This is a genomic window from Streptomyces sp. NPDC059499 (genome assembly GCF_042749285.1).
Lineage (GTDB): Bacteria > Actinomycetota > Actinomycetes > Streptomycetales > Streptomycetaceae > Streptomyces.
Genome location: NZ_JBHYTT010000004.1, coordinates 244801 through 265691 on the forward strand (window position 1 = coordinate 244801; position 20891 = coordinate 265691).

General features: G+C 71.7%; 16 protein-coding genes. 7 read left to right on the forward strand and 9 right to left on the reverse strand.

The features are described 5' to 3' along the window. Positions 1-30 precede the first annotated feature (30 nt). Together ACFW9O_RS12815 and ACFW9O_RS12820 are read left to right on the forward strand one after the other, a co-directional pair. Complete coding sequence (locus ACFW9O_RS12815) at positions 31-654, forward strand: adenosylcobinamide amidohydrolase (RefSeq protein ID WP_384608900.1); 624 nt, start codon at positions 31-33, stop codon at positions 652-654. After that, positions 651-1595 carry an NAD(P)-dependent oxidoreductase gene (locus ACFW9O_RS12820; RefSeq protein WP_384608300.1) on the forward strand — a complete coding sequence of 315 codons (945 nt, stop codon included), beginning with the start codon at positions 651-653 and terminating at the stop codon, positions 1593-1595. The genes ACFW9O_RS12815 and ACFW9O_RS12820 overlap by 4 nt, the downstream gene beginning before the upstream one ends. A gap of 12 nt (positions 1596-1607) precedes the next feature. On the opposite strand, the gene ACFW9O_RS12825 is transcribed toward ACFW9O_RS12820, so the two are convergent. From ACFW9O_RS12825 to ACFW9O_RS12840, 4 genes are all read right to left on the reverse strand, one after another. Continuing rightward, positions 1608-2867: a sulfite oxidase gene (locus ACFW9O_RS12825; RefSeq protein WP_384608303.1), complete on the reverse strand. Its 1260-nt coding sequence runs from the start codon at positions 2865-2867 to the stop codon at positions 1608-1610. A gap of 35 nt (positions 2868-2902) precedes the next feature. Continuing rightward, the gene (locus ACFW9O_RS12830; RefSeq protein ID WP_384608903.1) at positions 2903-4060 is read right to left on the reverse strand and encodes a homoserine O-acetyltransferase; all 1158 of its coding nucleotides are present in this window, start codon (positions 4058-4060) and stop codon (positions 2903-2905) included. Further along, positions 4057-5418, reverse strand: a complete 1362-nt coding sequence (locus ACFW9O_RS12835) for a bifunctional o-acetylhomoserine/o-acetylserine sulfhydrylase (RefSeq protein ID WP_384608306.1) — start codon at positions 5416-5418, stop codon at positions 4057-4059. Before ACFW9O_RS12835 ends, ACFW9O_RS12830 begins: the two co-directional genes overlap by 4 nt. A gap of 291 nt (positions 5419-5709) precedes the next feature. Next, positions 5710-6582, reverse strand: coding sequence for an RNA polymerase sigma factor SigF (locus ACFW9O_RS12840; RefSeq protein ID WP_384608308.1), 873 nt, complete (start codon positions 6580-6582; stop codon positions 5710-5712). Positions 6583-7211: 629 nt separating this feature from the next. Between ACFW9O_RS12840 and ACFW9O_RS12845 the strand changes: the two genes are divergently transcribed. From ACFW9O_RS12845 to abc-f, 3 genes are all read left to right on the forward strand, one after another. Then, entirely contained in the window at positions 7212-7988 is a 777-nt protein-coding gene (locus ACFW9O_RS12845) for a GNAT family N-acetyltransferase (protein WP_384608311.1), read from the forward strand. A gap of 27 nt (positions 7989-8015) precedes the next feature. After that, on the forward strand, positions 8016-9230 hold the full coding sequence (locus tag ACFW9O_RS12850) for a PP2C family protein-serine/threonine phosphatase (RefSeq protein WP_384608314.1): 1215 nt from the start codon (positions 8016-8018) through the stop codon (positions 9228-9230). Between the two features lie 429 nt (positions 9231-9659). Next, complete coding sequence (abc-f, locus tag ACFW9O_RS12855) at positions 9660-11357, forward strand: ribosomal protection-like ABC-F family protein (RefSeq protein ID WP_384608317.1); 1698 nt, start codon at positions 9660-9662, stop codon at positions 11355-11357. Here abc-f and ACFW9O_RS12860 read toward each other — a convergent pair. Then, positions 11321-11818: an NUDIX domain-containing protein gene (locus ACFW9O_RS12860; RefSeq protein WP_384608319.1), complete on the reverse strand. Its 498-nt coding sequence runs from the start codon at positions 11816-11818 to the stop codon at positions 11321-11323. The genes abc-f and ACFW9O_RS12860 overlap by 37 nt on opposite strands. Before the next feature lie 224 nt (positions 11819-12042). On the opposite strand from ACFW9O_RS12860, the gene ACFW9O_RS12865 reads away from it, so the two are divergent. Continuing rightward, on the forward strand, positions 12043-15522 hold the full coding sequence (locus ACFW9O_RS12865) for a phosphodiester glycosidase family protein (protein ID WP_384608906.1): 3480 nt from the start codon (positions 12043-12045) through the stop codon (positions 15520-15522). A 102-nt stretch (positions 15523-15624) separates the two neighbouring features. Here ACFW9O_RS12865 and ACFW9O_RS12870 read toward each other — a convergent pair whose 3' ends face one another. Then, entirely contained in the window at positions 15625-17037 is a 1413-nt protein-coding gene (locus ACFW9O_RS12870; protein WP_384608322.1) for a nucleobase:cation symporter-2 family protein, read from the reverse strand. A 270-nt stretch (positions 17038-17307) separates the two neighbouring features. Here ACFW9O_RS12870 and ACFW9O_RS12875 point away from each other — a divergent pair, with 270 nt between their 5' ends. Beyond that, positions 17308-18441 carry a cellulose binding domain-containing protein gene (locus ACFW9O_RS12875; protein ID WP_384608325.1) on the forward strand — a complete coding sequence of 378 codons (1134 nt, stop codon included), beginning with the start codon at positions 17308-17310 and terminating at the stop codon, positions 18439-18441. A 55-nt stretch (positions 18442-18496) separates the two neighbouring features. Here ACFW9O_RS12875 and ACFW9O_RS12880 read toward each other — a convergent pair whose 3' ends face one another. Genes ACFW9O_RS12880 through dhaK form a run of 3 tightly spaced genes read right to left on the reverse strand, consistent with a single transcriptional unit; the run spans position 18497 to position 20545 of the window. Beyond that, complete coding sequence (locus ACFW9O_RS12880) at positions 18497-18907, reverse strand: PTS fructose transporter subunit IIA (protein ID WP_351177961.1); 411 nt, start codon at positions 18905-18907, stop codon at positions 18497-18499. Continuing rightward, entirely contained in the window at positions 18904-19521 is a 618-nt protein-coding gene (dhaL, locus tag ACFW9O_RS12885; protein WP_351177958.1) for a dihydroxyacetone kinase subunit DhaL, read from the reverse strand. The genes ACFW9O_RS12880 and dhaL overlap by 4 nt, the downstream gene beginning before the upstream one ends. A 37-nt stretch (positions 19522-19558) precedes the next feature. Further along, on the reverse strand, positions 19559-20545 hold the full coding sequence (gene dhaK, locus ACFW9O_RS12890) for a dihydroxyacetone kinase subunit DhaK (protein ID WP_351177955.1): 987 nt from the start codon (positions 20543-20545) through the stop codon (positions 19559-19561). Positions 20546-20891 lie beyond the last annotated feature (346 nt).

The window sequence follows — 20891 nt, forward strand, 5'->3', positions numbered from 1 at the left end:
ACCCGCATCCCCGGACAGCGCGGTGAACTGCTGGCCAGGCAGGAGGAAGGCCTCCGCCTCCACCACCTGGTCTGGCGGCTGGGACCCGGCTGGCGAGTCTGCAGCAGCGCTGTCCTGGGCGGCGGCATAGGGCCGCGGGCCTGGATTCTCAACGCGCAGGTACCGGGTGGATACCCGCGGCTGGACCCGGACCGGCACCTCGCCGAGATCGCCGCATCCGAGGAGCTCGGCGGCCCCGGGGCCGGTCTGATGACGGCCGCGGACGTCACCGCCCACACCGTCGCGTGCGACGGGGGCGTCACGGCCACCGTCACCAGCGGTCTCGGGGTACGGGGATGGGCCGCGGACCCGGCGGGAGGCACCGACGGCCCGCTGCCGCCTGGCACGGTCAACATCGTCGTCACCGTCCCCGTGGCCCTCTCCGACGCCGCCCTGGTCAACGCCGTGGCAACGGCCACCGAAGCCAAGGTCCAAGCGCTCGTGGACGCCGGCCTCAACTGCTCGGGCACCCCCACGGACGCCGTGTGCGTCGCCGCTCCGGACCCCGGGGCGCAGGCCGGGGAACCCTTCGCCGGCCCGCGCTCACGCTGGGGATCACGACTCGCCCGGGCCGTACACCGCGCCGTACTCGACGGCGCGCTGCGGCAGGCTTGAGCCCCGTCACCCAGTCGCGCCGTCGCAGCCGTGCGGGGCGCACCGAGGAAGGGAATCTCCCCATGACCACCGCCGCCCCCACACCGACCGTCGCGGTCCTCGGCACCGGGATCATGGGATCCGGTATGGCGCGCAGCATGCTCAGGGCCGGACTCCCCGTCCGCGCCTGGAACCGTACGCAGGCCAAGGCGGCACCCCTCGCCGCGGACGGGGCAACCGTGACGGACACCGCGGAGGAAGCGGTGCGCGGCGCCGATGTCGTCCTCACCGCGCTGAACGACGGCCCGTCGGTGGCCCGGACCCTCACCGCCGCGGCTGCCGGACTCCGCCCCGGACAGGTATGGCTGCAGAGTTCCACCGTCGGCCTCGACGCCACCACCGACCTTGTCCACCGGGCGTCCGGCCTCGGACTCGTCTACCTGGACGCCCCGGTCTCCGGCACCCGGCAGCCCGCCGAGCAGGGCACCCTCACGGTGTTCGTCTCCGGCCCCTCCTCCGCCCGCGCGACGGCGCTGCCGGTCCTGGAGGCGATCGGGCAGCGCACCGTATGGGTCGGGGAGGACCCGGGAGCGGCCACCCGGCTCAAACTGGTCACCAACACCTGGGTGATCAACTTGGTCAACGGTGTGGCCGAATGCCTCAATCTCGCCGAGGGGCTCGGGATCGACCCGCAGTTGTTCCTGGACGCGGTGAGGGGCGGCCCGCTCGACACCCCGTACCTGCAGGGCAAGGCCGCCGCGGTGCTCTCCGGTGACCTCACCCCGAGCTTCGCGCTCTCCACGGCGCTCAAGGACACCCGGCTGATCCTCGACGCGGCCGGGACGTCCGGGGTGACGCTGGATCTGGTCGCCGCCTCCGCCGAGCGGTTCACCCGGGCGGAGGCGGCCGGACACGGTGCCGAGGACATGATCGCCACGTACTACGCGGGCCGCGCCGAATAGCAGCGGGGCGGGTCAGACGACCGTCACGGGGTGGCGGACCACCGCGTCGAAGAGGTAGCCCTGCGTGTTGTGGGCCGCCGTCGCAGGCTGGGTGCGGCCCGACCGGTCCGTCGCCCGGGCGAGCAGCACGGCGGGGCCCGTCTCCTTCGGAACCCAGTCGGCCGTCCAGCGGACCCAGCTGCCGCTCCTGGGCTCGTCGCGCAGCCGGGCGGGCCGCCACCGGGTGCCGCCGTCGGTGCTGACCTCGACGAGACGCACCGGTGCGCCGCCCGACCAGGACCGGCCCGTAAGCAGGTGCCTGCGGTGGGCGGCGAAGGTGGCACCGGGCGCCACCTCGAAGGCGCTCTTGAGCGTCTGCCGGGTCAGCGGATCGCTGCCCTCCGGCGGGTACCCGGGTCCGAACAGCCGGTACAGGCCCGTGTTCCACGGACTCAGCAGCGGCTCCGCGCTCACCTCGATGTCACCCACCCACTTGATGTTCGCGATGCCGACCCAGGACGGGACGATCAGCCGGACCGGATGGCCGTGGTCGGGCGGCAGCGGCTCGCCGTTCATCTCGTAGGCGAGGAGGACGTCGTCCAGAGCCTTCGACACCGGCAGAGGCCTGCGCACCCGGCCCAGGTTCGTCCCGTCGCTGACGACCTCCGCGTCCAGTCCACGCGGCAGGACATCGACCGCGTCCCTGCCGATTCCGGCCAGCCGCAGCACATCGGCGAGCCGCACCCCGCGCCAGCGCGCCGTACCGATCGCGCCGAGGGTCCAGGCGGTGCCGCTGACCTGCTGGTTCTGTTGCGAGGTATAGAAGCTGCGGCCGTTGCCCGCGCACTCGACGAACGCGGTACGGGTGACGGACGGCAGGGCGCGCAGCGCGGCGTACGAGAAGTCCACCGGCCCGCCCGTCAGCCCGCTGCCCCAGACCGTGAGCTTCCAGTCCGCCGCCTCGATGCGGGGCGTCGCGGTGTGGTTGCGGACGAAGAAGCGGTCGACGGGGGTGAGCAGCCCGGTGTCGCGCAGAGCGGCGAAGTTCGTCTCCGCGTTGGTGCCGCGGACCGTGAACAGCTCCGGCGGCAGCGGTTTCACCACGCCCGCCAGGGTTCCCGCCGCATGGGCCGGGGAGGCGGCGGCCGGAATCAGCGGGACGGCGGCCGACGCCGCCGCGACCAGCTTCAGAAGATCGCGGCGGTCGATCCCCGCCGATCTGGCACGGCCGCGGGACCACTGACGCAGTCTCATCCGGTCGTACGCGGCTTCGGACGGCTCTACGGAACTCATGGGCGCTCCATGGGTAGGGGAGGGGCAGGAAGCGGTCACGAAGCGGGCAGCAACTCCTCAACGAGGCCGCCCACCTGGCCGGTCTCGATGAGGAAACCGTCGTGTCCGTAAGGGGATGCGATGATCCGGAGCCGGTCCGCACCGGGCAGCAGCGCCGCCAGTTCCGCCTGCTGCGAGGGCGGATAGAGCCGGTCCGATTCGATTCCCGCGACCAGGGCGGGCATGCCCGCACGGAGCAGCGCCTGCGCGACACCGCCGCGGCCCCGGCCCACGTCGTGTCCGTTCATCGCCTCGGTGAGCGCCACATAGCTGCCGGCGTCGAAGCGGCGCACCAGCTTGGCGGCATGGTGGTCGAGGTACGACTCCACCTGGTAGCGCCCGCCCTGGGAGGGAACCTCTCCGGACTGCGCCTCCCGGCCGAACCGCGCCCCCAGCTCCGCCTCGCTGCGATAGGTGACATGGGCGATCCGCCGAGCCTGGCCGAGCCCACGGTGCGGACCCGAGCCGGGCGGGGCGTCGTGGTACCGGCCACCCCGCCAGCCCGGGTCGGCGCGGATCGCGGAGATCTGCACGCTGCCCCAGGCGATCTGTTCCGCCGACGCCGCGGCCGGGGTGGCGAGCACCAGCAGCGATCCCGTACGGTCCGGCCGGCTCACCGCCCATTCGAGGGCGCGCATGCCCCCCATCGAACCGCCGACGACCGCAGCCCAACGGCCGATGCCGAGAGCGTCGGCGAGCGCGGCCTCGGCCGCCACCTGGTCACGGACCGTCAGATACGGGAAGTCGGCCCCCCAGCGGGTGCCGTCGGGGCGCCGGGAGGACGGACCGGTGCTGCCCTGACAGCCGCCCAGAACGTTCGGCGCGACGACGAACCAGCGGTCGGTGTCGAACGCCCGGCCCGGCCCGATCAGTGCGTCCCACCAGCCCGCGGTCGGATGCCCCGGCCCGGGAGGGCCCGCCGCGTGACTGTCACCGGTCAGCGCGTGCAGGACCAGCACCGCGTTGGCGCCGTCCGGCGCGAGCCTGCCCCAGGTCTCGTACGCGAGCCGTACGCCCGGCAGCTCGGCCCCCGACTCGAGCCTGAGCGGACCGTTCAGCGCCACCCACGAGCGGCGGCCGGACGGATCCCCCTCCCGCCAGCCTCCGGCGGCCGGCGGGAGAGGGAGTGCGGGGGACGTGGCGACCCGGTTCAGGACGCCGCCTTGGCGGCGCGGAAGCCGGCCTCCAGATCGGCCTTGAGGTCGTCCACGTTCTCCAGACCCACCGAGAGACGCACCAGGCCGGCGGTGGCGCCCGTGGCGGCGAGCTGCTCCTCGGTCAGCTGGCTGTGCGTCGTGGACGCGGGGTGGATGATCAGGCTCCGCACGTCACCGATGTTGGCGAGGTGGCTGAACAGTTCGACCGCGTCCACGAACCGCTTGCCCGCCTCCACCCCGTCCCGCAGCTCGAAAGCGAGCACGGCTCCGGCCCCGCGCGGCAGGTAGCGCTGCCCCGCCTCGTACCAGGGACTCGACTCCAGCCCCGCGTAGTGCACGGCCGACACCTCGTCGCGGCTCTCCAGCCACCGGGCGAGCGTCAGCGCGTTGGAGGTGTGCCGCTCCAGGCGCAGGCTCAGCGTCTCCACACCCTGGAGCAGCAGGAACGCGGAGTGCGGAGAGAGGGCGGGCCCCAGGTCGCGCAGCAGCTGGACCCGCAGCTTCACGGCGAAGGCGCTGTGCCCCAGGTCCGGCCAGTACCGCAGGCCGTGGTAGCTCGGGTCCGGGGTGTGGAAGTCCGGAAAGCGCTCCGCGTGTGCACCGAAGTCGAACGTGCCGCCGTCCACGACGACACCGCCGATGGTGGTGCCGTGCCCGCCGAGAAACTTCGTCGCGGAGTGGATGACGACGTCCGCGCCGTGCTCGAGGGGCCGCAGGAGGTACGGGGTCGGCACGGTGTTGTCGACGACGAGCGGAATCCCCGCCCCGTGCGCCGCGTCCGCCACGCCCCGGATGTCCAGGACGTCGCCGCGCGGATTGCCGAGCGTCTCCGCGAACAGGGCCTTGGTGTTGGGCCGGATCGCCGACCGCCACGCCTCGATGTCGTCGGGGTCCTCGACGAACGACACCTCGATGCCGAACCGGGGGAGCGTGTGCCGGAACAGGTTGTACGTACCGCCGTAGAGCGAGGCCGAGGAGACGATGTGGTCGCCGGCGCCGGCCAGTGTCAGGAGCGCGAGCGTCTCCGCGGCCTGTCCGGAGGCGAGTGCCACCGCGGCGACTCCACCCTCCAGCGCGGCGATCCGCTGCTCCAGGACGTCCTGTGTGGGGTTGTGGATCCGGGTGTAGATGTTGCCGGGCTCGGCCAGCGAGAAGAGGTCGGCCGCGTGCTGCGTGTCACGGAAGACGAAGGACGTCGACTGGTAGATCGGCACCGCACGGGCACCGGTCGTGGGATCGGGGACGGCGCCGGAGTGGATCTGCTTGGTCTCGAAGGACCAGGCGGCCCCGGTGTCCCGCCGGTCGTGGTCCTCGGAAGTGTGTCCTGCGGTGACGGAGTCGACGGGCTGGCTCATGTCATTCCTCGCACGGTGGTTCAGTGGCGGATGCGCGCGAGCACGGATGGCGACGCGGCGGCGGCGGGCTGACTACGGACCGTAGAGGGCCGTGCGAGGGTCTGGAAGCATGCCGTCGGGATGGCCACGAACCTGCAATACCGCAGCAACAGAGGGAAGTTGCACAGCCGGAACCGGTCCGCCGCACCCCACGCCTCTCGCGCGGGTGCGGCGGACCGGGATGGCGCGGGAGGAGGTGGGGAGGCCGCGCGGGGCTCCCGACGACGTGCCTGCCGGGGCCGGGGCCGGGTGTCAGTCCTGCGTGAACATCCCGGTGCGGAGCTTGTCCAGAATGCGGCTCAGCAGCCGGGAGACATGCATCTGGGAAATCCCCAGGCGGTCACCTATCTGAGCCTGCGTCATCTCCTGGCCGAACCGCATGTCGATGATGCGGCGCTCACGCGCGTCGAGTTCACCCAGCAGGGGCGCGAGTGTATGGAGATTCTCCACCGTCTCCATGGCGGGGTCGGTCCTGCCCAGGACATCCGCGTAGGTGCGGCCGCTCGTCATGTGTCCCGCGGAATCCGCCGAGTCGGTCGGCATGTCGAGTGATCCCGCCGTGTAGCCGTTGGCGGCGACGATGCCCTCGGTGATCTCCGCATCCTCGAGCCCCAGATGCTCGGCGAGTTCGTGCACGGTGGGGTCCCTGTCCAGGCCGACCGACAGGGTCTCCTTCGCCTTGGCGATCTCGACCCGCAGTTCCTGCAGGCGCCGGGGCACATGCACGGACCAGCTGGTGTCGCGGAAGAACCGTTTGATCTCACCGACGATGTACGGCACGGCGAACGAGGTGAACTCCACCTCGCGGGAGAGGTCGAAACGGTCGATGGCCTTGATCAGGCCCACGGTGCCGACCTGGACGATGTCCTCCATGTCGCCGCTGCCCCGGTTGCGGAAGCGCCCCGCTGCGAAGCGGACGAGGGACAGGTTCATCTCGATGAGCGTGTTTCGCGCGTACTGGTACTCGGGCGTGCCCTCCTCGAGCACCCGCAGTCGGTCGAAGAAGAGCTTCGACAGGGTGCGTGCGTCCTTGGGCGCGATCTTTCCCGCGTCCTCGATCCACGGCAGCTCGTCCGCCGCTCCTGCTCGCGTCACGTCGGCGGTCCGCGCGGTGTGCTCCGTCATGCGCCGTCACGCTCCTCAGGTCGTAGGCCATGAGGTCTGGGCGCCTTCCCGGAGGCTCGGCCCGCATGCGTGAAAGGCGGATTTGAGCCGCATACATGCCCGGTATTGGCCGGGAATCGTCGCTATCGCCCCAGGAGCCGCCCCGGGTGCCCGTCCACAGGAGTCGTTCCCGGAAGCCGTCCCGCAGGCACGCTGGGCGCGAGTAAGCACAAGACCGCCCCACCGGTACGGGGGAGCCCGGTGGGGCGGCCGTCTCCAGGGTGCCACAGCGAAGGGCACGTTGGGGGCCCGATCCCGTTAGCGGTACGCGATCCGGCCGACTGTCTTGCGGCGGCAGGCGGGGCGCGCCCTCCGCCGACCGGCGGGGGCCGCTGACCGGTGCCTTGATTACACGCTCATGAACAGTCGGGCGTCCCGGGAATAGGTGCATGACGAATCGGCTTTCCGATGCTGTCGTCAGCCGCTGAGATCAACCGGAGCGAGGAGCCCATGCCCAAGGCCTGTGTACGCGACCGTCATGACGGACCCGGTACGGGAAGCCGGCTCCCTGAGCCGTTCGCCGGTGCCGCCGTTCGGATCCGGGCAGCGGTGCCTGAAGGTACCGCCGCACACGCGAGCGGGGTGGCGGCATGAGCTCCTCCGGCGGCCCGACCCCTCTGGGCGCTGCGCACCCTCTGGACAATCCGGCCCGCGCCTCGCTGACCGGACCCCATGCCCGCTTCGCGGAGCACAGGGGCCGGATCCTGCGCTACCCGCCCGACGTCACCCCGTGGCTCGCCCTGCCGGACCGGCCCGAGGCGCAGGACTGGGCCGATGTCGCGGCGCTCGCCGGGCCGGGCGCGTCCGTCACCCTCACCGCCTTCCGGGAGCCGCCGCCGGACGACTGGGAGATCGTCTTCCAGGCCGAGGGTGTGCAGCTGGTGGACGACGGCGTGGACACCGCACCGGACCCGGAGGCGGTGCTCCTGGGCCCCGCCGACGTGCCGGAGATGCTGGAACTCGTCGCGCGCACCCGGCCCGGCCCGTTCCTGCCGCGCACGGTCGAGCTCGGCACCTATCTGGGCATCCGCCGCTCCGGGGTGCTCGTCGCGATGGCGGGCGAGCGGCTTCACCCGCCCGGCTGGACCGAGATCAGTGGCGTGTGCACCGACGAGTCCGTACGAGGGGAGGGGCTCGCGACGCGGCTCGTCCGGGCCGTCGCCCACGGCATCGAGGAACGCGGTGAGACGCCCTTCCTGCATGCGGCCGCCTCGAACGTCAACGCCATCCGGCTCTACGAATCGCTCGGCTTCCGGCTGCGCCGCCGGACCTCGTTCCTCTCGGCGCTGGTCCCGGCGGAACCGGAGCGGCGTACCGCCCCCAGGACCCCGGGCCGGGAGAAAGGTAGTTTGGAACAAGTGGGATGAAACCGATGAATCGGCGAGAGGCCTTTCATGGTCATGGGGCTCCGGCTGCCGGCAGCGGCGCGCCGGACACCGCTGCCCGGGACGGATCCGGGTGAGGCGGCGGCCGGTGCCTCCCGCGTCAGGAGCTGGGCGCTCGCCGTCGGGCTGGTGGTGCTGACCGTCCTGGTCGTCCTCCTCGACGTCCTCACCGGCGAGGAGCTGCCCATCATTCCGCTCCTGGTGGTCCTGCCGGCCCTGGCCTCGGTCTTCTGTACGGTCCGTCAGACCGTCTGCGTGGCGCTGTGGGTCACGGTCGTGGTGGCCGCGTCCCTCATCGGGTCCGCCGGGGCGTTCTGGGACGTCACCTTCGTCATCGGCTTCACCGCCGTGGCCAGCGTCCTGGGAGTCGTCGCCTGCGCCGCCCGTATCCGGCACGCCAAGGAGATCGCCCGGCTGCGTTCGGCAGCCGTGGCACTGCAGAGACAGATCCTCCGGCCGTTGCCCGTCGTCACCGAGCAGGTCCGGGTGCACGGGATCTACGAGCCGATCGAGGAGGACCGCCTCGTCGGCGGCGACATCTACGAAGTCGTGCAGACGCCGTACGGGACACGGGTCATCATCGGTGACGTCCAGGGCAAGGGGCTGCCCGCGATCGGAGTGGGCTTCGCCGCGCTCGGGGCCTTCCGTGAAGCGGCCATCCGGGAGGCCGAGCTCACCGGGGTGGCCGGCGCCCTGGAAGCCGCGGTGTCCCGGCACAACCAGTTCTCCGCCGACACCGGGGACACCGAGCGCTTCGTCACCGCCCTGTTGCTCGGATTCGACGGCGACGACCGGGCGCTGGCCGTGAACTGCGGACACCTTCCACCGCGCTTGCTGAACGGCGAATCGGTGTCGAAGGTCGCCCTGCACCGGACGTCCGTACCCCTCGGGCTGGCGGAGCTCAGCACGGAGGCGCGCGCCGCCGAGTGGCTCGACTTTCCGCGCGGCGCGGCGCTCCTGGTGTTCACGGACGGGGTGACCGAGGCCCGCGACTCCGGGGGGTCCTTCTATCCGCTGGACGAACGGCTCGCCGAGTGGGCGGGGAGTGACCCCCGCCAGGTGCTGGACGCGCTCCAGGCCGACCTGGAGAAGTTCTCCGGCGGGGTGCGCCGCGACGACGTGGCGGCGCTCGTCCTGAGCAGGCCGCAGGACACGGGCAGGCTGCGCCAGATGCCCGAAGGCGACGACCCCCAGCGCGTCACGGGAGCGTTGAGCGACCACTGACCCTCGCGGGTTGCAGAACCGCCGCCAGGGCGAGCGGCAGAGCGGTGAGAAGGGGTGCCGCGGGGGTGCGCATGGTGTCCGTCCTCGGTTCGCGCTGCCGGTACGCCTGGCCTGACCCGGCCCGGGATGCGAGCCCGACAGCGACCGCAGCCAACCCCTGACGGCCGCCCGGAGCGCACGGCTCAGGGCCGCCCCGGCCGAAAAATCGACGGCGGTCTCCGTCGGAGCCTGGTTAGACTGGCCCGCATGGGTTCGTACTACTTCTTTCTCTGATTCCCGGCCAGGACGCCGCCGCGCGACGCTGAGCGTCGCCGCGTGACCCACCGGGTCGCGCTGTCGTGCCGCCGTCCTTCCCGCCGACCGACACCGCCGCCCCGCAGCCGTTCCGCTGAGCGCTGCCGAGGGCCTGTCACCTCAGGGAAAGCCCCCATGACTCCCCAGCGCCCCCACGCCCAGTTGTCCATGAAAGACGTCTCCAAGGCCTATGGAGACCGATCCGTCCTCGACCAGGTGTCCCTCACCGTCCGTCCCGGCGAGAAGGTCGGCGTCATCGGCGAGAACGGTTCCGGCAAGTCCACCCTGCTCCGTCTGATGGCCGGGGCCGAGGCCCCGGAGAGCGGCGACATCACCGTCACCTTCCCCGGCGGAACCGGCTACCTCGCCCAGACCCTCACGCTCGACCCCGGCAGCACCGTCCAGGACGCGATCGACGCGGCCCTCGCCGAGCTCCGCACCCTCGAGCGCCTGATCGGCGACGCCGAGGCGGCCATGTCCGACGGGAACCCCACCGAGGCGGAGCTCGGCGCGTACGGTGACCTGCTGTCGGCGTACGAGGAACGCGGCGGGTACCAGGCCGACGCCCGGGCCGACGCGGCGCTGCACGGCCTCGGTCTGGGCCACCTCGGCAGGGACCGCCGACTCGGCACCCTGTCCGGCGGGGAGGAGTCCCGACTGGCCCTGGCCTGCGTACTCGCCGCCGCTCCGGAACTCCTCCTCCTCGACGAACCCACCAACCATCTGGACGTCGCCGCCGTCACCTGGCTGGAGGACCATCTCCGCGCCCACCGCGGCACCGTGGTGGCCGTCACCCACGACCGGGCGTTCCTGGAGCGGACCACCACCGTGATCCTTGAGGTCGACCGGGACCTGCGCGGCGTCTCCCGGTACGGGGACGGCTGGGACGGCTACCGCACAGCCAAGGCGGCCGCACGCCGGCGATGGGCGCAGGAGCACCAGGAGTGGCTGGCCGAGCTGGCCCGGACCGAGGAGCTGGTGAGCGCGGCCGGTCAACGCCTGGCGTCGACCGGCAAGGATCCCGGGCAGGGCTTCGGCAAGCACCGCAGATCGCACGAAGCCAAACTGTCAGGGCAGGTCAGGGCGGCTCGGGTCCGCCTGGAGGCGCTGCGCCGCACGCCCGTGCCCGCGCCTCCCCGCCCGCTGGGCTTCACGGCCGAACTCGTGACATCGGCCGGCCCGGAGGCAGGGAGCTCCGAGCCGCTGGCCGAGCTCGATTCCGTCGTCGTAGGCGACCGCCTGGACCTGCCCGCGCTGCGCATCGGCCCGGGGCAGAGACTCCTGATCACCGGACCCAACGGTGCGGGCAAGTCCACCCTGCTGCGTGTTCTGGCCGGGGACCTCGCGCCCGACGCCGGCACGGTCCGGCGCCGGGCACGGATCGGCTACCTCCCGCAGGAACTCCCCGTCAGGCCGACGCGCCGCTCGCTGCTCGCCACGTTCGCCGCGGGCCGGCCGGGGTTCGCCGATGAGTACGCCGAGGACCTGCTGGCGCTCGGCCTCTTCCGTCCCGAGGACCTGACCGTCTCCGTCGCCGCGCTCTCCGTCGGGCAGCAGCGCAGGCTGGCCCTGGCACGACTGGTGACCAGGCCGGCCGATCTGCTGGTTCTGGACGAGCCGACGAACCACATCGCTCTGAGCCTGGTCGAGGAGCTCGAGGCGGCACTCGCCCGGTACCGGGGCGCCGTTGTCGTCGTCTCGCACGACCGCAGCTTCCGCGGCCGCTTCACGGGGGACCGCCTCGAACTGCGGGCCGGCCGCCCGGTGACGGGAGCCGGGAGCCCGGATTTCGGGACCTACGGTTCCGTGGGGGCCTGCCCGTCCCGGACGTAACCGCGCAGCCGGTCGACGAAGACGCGCTGGCCCGCCACCAGTCGTTCCGCGGCCTCGTCCGGTGTGCACCAGGCGAACCGGTCCATCTCCGGGAACTCCCGCTGCACACCGGACCCTCTGGGCCACTCCATGGTGAACGTTCCCGGAACCGCCTTCGCGGGGTCCAGTTCGGCCTCCACGGCCCAGATGGTCACGGTCTTTCCGCTCGACTGACGCGCTTCGCCCAGCGACACCCACGTGCCGTCCGGTACCGGCAGCCCCAGTTCCTCCTCGAACTCACGCCGGGCGGCTGCCGCCGGCTCCTCCCCGGGCTCGTACTCCCCCTTGGGGATCGACCAGGAAGCCGCCTCGCGGCCCGCCCAGAACGGGCCGCCCATGTGCCCGATCAGCACGTCGACGTCCCGCCCGCCCGCGGTGATCCGGTAGAGCAGAACGCCCGCACTGCGCCTTGATGTCGGCATGTCGCCAAGTCTGCCGGGCGGTGCTCCGGAAGGCCACCGACGGCCGCCCGTTCGGCCGAGGACCGAGCCACCGGCCCCGACGGCCATTCCTTCGCCGCCCGCTGTTTCTCCTGATGTCCCCGTTGCCCTCTGGTGCGGCACCGCACGCCCGGCCATGCTGTGCGCCGACAGCGCTTACTTCCGGCGCAACCAGATCTGCACCAGGAGGACTTGTGGGCCCAGGCATGCTCGGCACCGCGGTGCGGCCACTCGTGCTGCTCGCGACGGTGACCGCGATGGCGGTCGGGGCCATAGCGCCCGCAGCCGCCGATTCAGGTCCCGATCCGCGCCCCCGCAACTCCGCCGAGGTCCTCAGACCGGTGGCACCGCCGCCCGCGAGCAGTCCGTCCGGTGGGGCGAGAGCCGTCGTGGACGGCGACGGCATCGAGACCGCCCGGAGCTCCCGGCCGCTCGCCCCCGGCATCCGGCTCAGCTCCTACGACCGCCTCGAATCCGACAAGTGGCTACGGGTCGACACCCTCTCGGTCGACCTGGACGGCGGAGCGCGCGCCGACTACCTCTCGGCCGGCAAGGTCGCGGAACGGCGCACGGTCTCCGAACTGGCCGACGGGCACGACCCTGGTCAGGGCCGGCGCACCGTGGCCGCGATCAACGCGGACTTCTTCGACATCAACCAGACCGGAGCGCCGCAGGGCCCCGGGATAAAGGACGGCAGCCCGGTCCACTCGCCCGCCCCGGGCGTCAACCGCGCTGTGGGCATCGGGCCGGAGAACGCGGGGCGTGTCCTGCAGCTGTACTTCGAGGGAAGCCTGACGCTTCCCTCCGGGCAGCATTCCCTCGCCGCGTACAACGCCGCGAACGTGCCCGCCGGGGGAGTGGGCGCCTACACCTCCGCCTGGGGCAGCGCGGACCGCGCCCTGACCGTCGACGACGCGTCCCCCGTCGCCGAGGCGGCCGTACAGGACGGCAAGGTCGTCTCCGTGTCGGCCACCCCGGGCTCGGGGCCCGTACCCGAAGGCACCACCGTCCTCGTCGGACGCGAGGCCGGAGCGGCGCTGCTGACCGCTCTGAAGCCGGGTGACCCCGTCGCCATGGAGTACCGGGCACGCACCGACAGCGGAGCCGTGCCGCGGACCGCCGTCGGCGGCAGGGAGCTCCTGGTCGTGGACGGTGCCGCCCAGAACCACGACGGCGAGGGCAACAACACGGCCGCGCCCCGCACCGCGGTCGGCTTCTCCAAGGACGGCCGCACCATGCAGGTCGTCACCGTCGACGGCCGCCAGACCGACAGCGGCGGCGTCACGCTCACCGAGCTCGGCCTGATGATGCGTCAGGCGGGCTCGTACAGCGCGCTCAACCTGGACGGCGGCGGCTCGTCGACACTCGTCGCCCGCGAACCCGGAAGCGACACGCTCCAGGTGGAGAACAGTCCGTCCGACGGAAGCGAGCGCACCGTACCCAACGGCCTCGCCCTCACCGCGCCCGACGGCAGCGGCAGCCTCCACGGATTCTGGGTGGAGACCCGCACACCGGCCGGTGCCGCCCCCGGCGCCGACCCCGTCAGGGGCGGCCACCCCGAGCGCGTCTTCCCGGGCCTGACGCGACAGCTCACGGCCGCCGGGTTCGACGAGACGTACGGGCCCGCCCGAGGCACTCCGCGCTGGCGCACCACCGCCCCGGCCATCGGCGGCGTCGACTCCCACGGCACCTTCACCGCCCGCCGCGGCGGCACGACCGACGTGCGGGCGGAACGGGCCGGTGCCCACGGCGCCACCACGCTCACCGTCCTGGACCGGCTGGTCCGGATCCAGCCGACGACGGTCCGGGTCGGCCTCGCCGACACGCAGGCAACCGGCACCTTCGGCATCGTGGGCCTCGACGCCCACGGCAGCAGCGCACCCGTGGAGCCGGACGACGTCACCCTCGACTACGACCGGGCCCTGTTCGACATCGACGACGACGGCCGGGGCTCGTTCACCGTCAGGTCCCGCACGGGCAGCGGCGCGGGACAGATCAAGGCCACCGTCCAGGGCGCCGCCACCACCCTCGCGGTGAGCGTCGGGCTCACCGAGCAGGCCGTGTCGGCCTTCGACGACGCCGGGTCCTGGAAGTTCAGCCAGGCCAGGGCGGCCGGTTCCCTCGCCGCGACACCCGACGGGCACACCGGCACCGGGCTGCGGCTCACCTACGACTTCACCATGTCGACCGCGACGCGCGCCGCCTACGCCGCGCCACCGCAGGCCGTCCCCGTACCCGGCCAGCCCCAGTCGTTCACCCTGTGGATCAAGGGTGACGGCAACGGCGCCTGGCCGACCCTGCACCTCAAGGACGCCGCGGGTTCGGACCAGCTGCTGCGCGGCCCCTACGTCACCTGGACGGGCTGGCGCCAGGTCACGTTCGCCGTACCGCAGGGTGTGGCGATGCCGCTGTCCGTGCACCGCTTCTATCTCGCCGAGACGGTGGCCGCCCGGCAGTACACCGGTGAGATCGTCATCGACGACCTGTCCGCCCAGGTGCCGCCGACCGTCGAGCTGCCCGAACAGACGCTCCCTGCGGACCCGTTGATCGACCCGGCCGCCGTCACCGAACGCAGGGACTGGCAGTTCGCGGTGATGTCCGACGCCCAGTTCGTCGCTCGCGACCCGGACAGCGCGATCGTCCGGCAGGCCCGTCGCACCCTGCAGGAGATCAAGGCCGCACAGCCGGACTTCCTGGTCGTCAACGGAGACCTCGTCGACGAGGGATCACCCGCGGACCTCGCCTTCGCCCGCCGCGTCCTCGAGGAGGAACTCGGCGACACCCTGCCCTGGTACTACGTACCGGGCAACCACGAGGTGATGGGCGGGAAGATCGACAACTTCATCACCGAATTCGGCCCCGCCCAGCGCACGTTCGACCACAAGGGCACCCGTGTCATCACGCTCGACACATCGAGCCTCAGCCTGCGCGGCGGCGGCTTCGCCCAGATCAAGGAACTGCGCGCGCAACTGGACGCGGCGGCGAAGGACTCGTCGGTGGGCTCCGTCATGCTGATCGAGCATGTGCCGCCGCGCGACCCCACCGTCCAGAAGGGAAGCCAGCTCGGAGACAGGAAGGAAGCGGCTCTCGTCGAACAGTGGCTCGCCGGCTTCCGCCGCACGACGGGCAAGGGGGCGGCCCTGATCGGCAGTCATGTGGGCGTCTTCCACGCCTCGCACGTCGACGGCGTCCCGTATCTGATCAACGGGAACTCCGGCAAGGCACCGGCAGGGCCGGCGGACGAGGGAGGCTTCACCGGCTGGAGCCTGATCGGCGCCGACCGCGTGTCGCCCGCGGAGCAGACGACGGCCCGCCACCGCCCGTGGCAGGGCGGACCGGACTGGGTGTCGGCCCAGACGCGTGCCCACGTCGACGCCCTGACGCTCGACGCGCCGTCCGTGATCGGCACGGGAGAGCGTACGAGGGTCGGCGCGAGCGTCACCCAGGGGGCGAGGACCGTGCCGGTCGCCTTCCCGCTCAGTGCCGACTGGACCGGTTCCCCGAATCTCCGCATCGGCGAACCGGGCGACGCCCGCGGGCGCCACGTCGCGGCGCTGGACCCGGTCACCGGCACACTGACCGCACTGCGGCCCGGCACCGTCACGCTCGCGGTGAGTGTGAACGGCACGACCCGGCAGGTGCGGATCGAAGTCGCCGCCGGGGCGGTGCTCGCCCCGGCAGCCTGAGCCACCACCGGTGCGGCACCCTCGAAGGGTGCCGCACCGAAGGGTGCCGCGCCGACCCCTGCAACTGAAGGTGTGGCCGGGGCCGCACCGCGCCCGGACGGTTCAGACGCGCTGATCGCCGGCCTTCCGGACGGATTCCTCGCCCCGGCCGACGGGCACACCGCCGACGGGCACACCGGCCGCTGCAGCGGCGGCCGCCGGCGGTGAACCCGCCTTCGAGGGAAGGTGGTTGAAGAGAATGTTCAGCACGATGGCCGTCAGACAGCCCGCGCTGATCCCGCTGTGCATCACCGTCTGGAACCAGGCCGGGAACTGGTCGTAGAGCGTCGGCACCCCGACCGGCAGCACACCCATCGCCACCGAGACGGCGACGATCGTCAGGTTGTTGTTGTCCTTGAACTCGACCTGGGCGAGGGTCCGCAGGCCGCTCGCCGCGACGGTTCCGAACATCACCAGGCCCGCACCACCCAGCACCGGAGCCGGCACCGCCGCGATCACGGCGCCCAGCTTGGGCAGCAGTCCGAGAAGGACGAGGATCCCGCCCGCCGCGGCGACCACCCAGCGACTGCGGACCTTGGTCATGCCGACCAGGCCCACGTTCTGTGCGAACGCCGTGTAGGGAAAGGTGTTGAACACGCCACCGAGGACCGTGGACAGACCGTCGGCCCGCAGACCGTCTGCCAGGGCGCGCGGCTCGACCCTGCGGTCGGTCATCTCGCCGACGGCGATGAAGTCCCCGGTCGTCTCCGTCATCGTCACCAGGGCCACCACCAGCATCGCGACGACGGCCGAGGCGTGGAACGTCGGAGCGCCGAAGTGGAAGGGCGTGCTGATGCCCATCCAGTGCGCGTCCCCGACCCCGCCGAAGTCCGTGAACCCGAACGGCACCGACACCGCCAGGCCGACCGCGATGCCGATCAGCACGGCGATCCGGCTCAGGAAGGCCGGCGCGAATCCCTGGACAGCCAGGACGACGACCAGGACGAAGCCCGCCAGCGCGAGGTTCTTCGGGGCGCCGAAGTCCGGCGCACCCGCCCCGCCGGCCACCCAGTTGCCGGCCACCGGCAGCAGCGAGACCCCGATGATCAGGATCACCGTGCCCGTCACGAGCGGCGGGAAGAACCTCAGCAGCCGGCCGAAGACAGGGGCCAGGAGGACGATCGCGAGTCCGGCGATGATCACGGACCCGTAGATGGCCGGCAGCCCGCCGCCCTGCGTGCCGATCAGCACCATCGGCGAGACGGCTGCGAACGTACAACCCTGCATGATCGGCAGACGCACGCCGAAGCGCCAGAAACCGACGCACTGGATGAGCGTCGCCACCCCGCAGATCAGCAGGTCCGCGGTGATCAGATAGGCCAGATCGGCGGGCGGCAGCTTCATCGCGCCGCCCACGATCAACGGCACGGCCACCGCGCCGGCGTACATCGCGAGCACATGCTGCAGCCCGAAGGCCGCCAGTTGGCGTATCGGTGGGACCGCGTCGACGGGATGTACGGGTGTTGCGGACACCATGGGGCGCTCCAAGGACGGGCGGAGGGGACGGAGAGGGTCCAACAGCACGAGACCGTAAGGGCCTTGAACAATTTGTTGATTGCGTGCCTGTTGCCGGGATGTGTCGTACCCGCCGGGTCGTGTGCGACCCGCCGGCGCGGCGTCCGGCGTGGGGCGACGCGGGAAGTGTTACGGAGGGACCCTTGTGGAGAGTCCCAACAGCCCCATAGGTTCCACGCCGGAGCAAGAACTGGGAGCGCTCCCATCATCGGGTCCTACCGAAAGGACATCATGAAGAGCCTCATCGTCTCTCTCAGGTCGGCACGGAGCGCCGTGACGGCGTTACTCGTGGCACTGGCCTCGCTCGCGGCGCTCGGCGCGGTCGCGACGCCCGCTCACGCCGACACCCTGATCTGCGACCAGTACGGCACGGCCGTCATCCAGGGGCGGTACGTGGTCCAGAACAACCGCTGGGGCACCGCGGACGAACAGTGCGTCAACGTCACCGCGAACGGCTTCACCATCGAGAGGGCCGGCGGGTCGGTTCCGACGAACGGGGCACCCAAGTCGTACCCGTCCGTCTTCAACGGCTGCCACTACACGAACTGCTCGCCCGGCACCGCGCTTCCGGAGCGGCTGAGCTCGATCAGCAGCGCGCCGAGCAGCATCACGTACGCATTCGTCGACAACGCGGTCTACAACGCGTCCTACGACATCTGGCTCGACCCGCAGCCGAAGACCGACGGAGTCAACCGGACCGAGATCATGATCTGGTTCAACCGGGTGGGTCCCATCCAGCCGATCGGCTCGCAGACGGGCACCGCCTCCGTCGGCGGCCGCACCTGGGAGGTCTGGACCGGGAGCAACGGCGGAAACGACGTGATCTCGTTCGTGGCACCGTCCGCGATCAGCAGCTGGACCTTCGACGTCATGGACTTCGTCGACCAGACCGTCGCCCGGGGCATGGCCCAGCCCTCGTGGTACCTCACCAGCGTCCAGGCAGGGTTCGAGCCCTGGCAGAACGGCGCCGGCCTCGGAGTGACCTCCTTCTCCTCGGCCGTCAACACCGGTGGCGGCACGGAGAACCCGGGTGAGCCGCCCGTACCCGGCACCTGCCGCGTGGCTTACGGAACGAACTCGTGGTCGGGCGGATTCACCGCCGAGGTCGCGGTCACCAACACCGGAACCGCACCGGTCGACGGCTGGAAACTCGGCTTCACCCTGCCGTCGGGACAGAAGGTCACCCAAGCCTGGAACGCGGCCCTCACGCCGTCCTCGGGCGCGGTGACCGCGACCAATGTGGGCTTCAACAGCCGCATCGCCGCAGGCGGCACCCAGTCGTTCGGCTTCCAGGGGACGTACTCGGGTACCTTCACCGAGCCCCAGCAGTTCACGCTCAACGGCACGGTCTGCACCGTGACCTGAACGCGAGGGTGAATCCCGGCAGGCCGCCCCGCCGCGCGGGGCGGCCTGCCTCCGCTCACACCTTGCGGTAGTCGTACGCGTCCACGGCCGCCGCCTCCACCGCGGCCAGATCGCCCCCCGCCGACGCGGTCACCAGGGCGGCGACCGCGCCCTCGACGAACGGCGCGTCCACCAGCCGTGCGCCGTCCGGCAGTGCGCCACCCTCGGACAGCATGGCCTTCACCGTCAGCACCGCACTCCCGAGATCGACGAGCAGCGCGACCCCCGCGCCCCTGTCCACCGACCTCGCGGCCCCGGCGATCAGCTCCGCACTGGTCCCGAGCCCTCCGGCGGAGGTGCCCCCGGCCGCAGCCACGGGGGCGGTCGCCCCACCGGCCGCCAGCTCCTTGGCCAGCTCCACGACGGCTTCGGCCACCGGGCCGCTGTGCGACACCAGGACGATTCCGACCTGCTTCTCCTCGCTCACGCGTCTCCTCCGCCGCTCGTCCCCGCGGCCTCGGCGAGTGCCGCGACCAGGAGCGCCGACGAGGTCGCACCCGGGTCCTGATGTCCGATGCTGCGCTCGCCCAGATAGCTGGCCCTGCCCTTGCGCGCCTGCAACGGCACGGTCGCCAGCGCACCTGCCCGCGCCGCGTCCCGGGCCGCCACGAACGACACCCCCAGCGCGTCGACGGCGGGAAGCAGCGCGTCGAGCATCGTCTTGTCGCCGGCCCGTGCGCCACCCAGCTGAGCCACAGCGGCGACGCCCGCACCGAACGCCTCGGCCAGTTGACCGGGCGTCACCTCGGGTGTGTCGCCCAGCGCCTTTCCGGTACGCCGCAGGAGCGTCCCGTACAGCGGTCCGGACGCCCCCCCCACCGTCGAGATCAACTGCCGCCCCACGAGCGTCAGCACGGCCCCGGGTGTCGCCGGAGGATCCTTCTCCAGTGCAGCGGTCACCGCGGTGAAGCCGCGCTGCATGTTGCTTCCGTGATCGGCGTCCCCGATCGCGGCGTCGAGGTCGGTCAAACGGCTCGCCTCACGCTGGACGGCCGCCGCTGTGGCAGCCATCCAGCGAAGGAAGAAGTCGGTGTCGAGCACAAGATCTCCTGTTCCCTCACGCGTGCCGGACAGCAGTTCACCGGCCCCAGCGGAGCGCAGACGTCTGCACCGGCGCGTCCCAGAGCCGTAGCATCTCCTCGTCCACCTGACAGAGCGTCACCGAGCAGCCCGCCATGTCGAGCGACGTCACGTAGTTCCCCACCAGCGTACGAGCCACGGCCACGCCCCGCTCGGACAGCACCCGGTGTACCTCGGCATTGAACCCGTACAGCTCCAGCAGCGGTGTCGCGCCCATCCCGTTGACGAGGGCCAGCACGGGACCGTTCGGCCGCAGATCCTCCAGCACCGCGTGGACGGCGAAATCGGCGATCTCCCCGGACGTCATCATCGGACGCCGCTCCCGCCCCGGCTCCCCGTGGATCCCGATCCCCAACTCCAGTTCTCCGGGCGGGAGATCGAACGTCGGACTGCCCTTCGCCGGAGTGGTCACCGCGCTGAGCGCCACCCCGAAACTCCGGGAGGACGCGTTCACCTGCCGCGCCACCGCCTCCACCCGTTCCAGCGGTGCACCCTCGTCGGCGAGGGCACCGGCGATCTTCTCGACGAACACCGTCGCGCCCGTGCCGCGGCGGCCCGCCGTGAACGTGCTGTCGGTCACCGCCACGTCGTCATCGACCAGGACCCGGGCGATCCGCATGCCCTCCTCCTCGGCGAGCTCGGCCGCCATGTCGAAGTTCAGCACGTCACCGGTGTAGTTCTTGACGACGAACAGAACCCCCGCGCCACTGTCGACCGCGGCTGCGGCCCGCACCATCTGGTCGGGCACGGGGGAGGTGAACACCTCCCCGGGACACGCTGCGGACAGCATTCCCGGCCCGACGAACCCCGCATGCAGCGGTTCGTGCCCGGACCCGCCGCCGGAGACGATCCCCACCTTCCCGGCCACGGGCGCGTCACGCCGCACGACCAGACGGTTCTCGACGTCCACGGTGAGCTCGGGGTGGGCGGCGGCGATGCCGCGAAGGGCGTCCGAGACGACGGTCTCCGGCACGTTGATGAGCATTCTCAACGGTTCCTCCTGGGTAGGCTGTCAGCTGGGCCCCTGTAGCAGGGAATTCCCTGGTCAGTGGGCTTGTGGCGATGATTGGCGTGTAGCGGTCGACAACTCCCTCAGGCGGTTTCCGGCGGGGCTGATGCTGACTCGATGCCGAGTTTGCTGACCTGCTGTCAGAAAACCCGAGTGTCGCTGACGAGACCAAGGACGTCGTCCAGTATCGAAGAGGCGGGGCCCTGTCCGGAAGCGGCGCGTCGAAGGCCACCCCCACTCCTGGCGCACACATCGGGCTGATCGGCCATGACTCCTCAGGTTGCGACACCCCACGTGGTCCGTGACCGCCCACGTTCTCTTC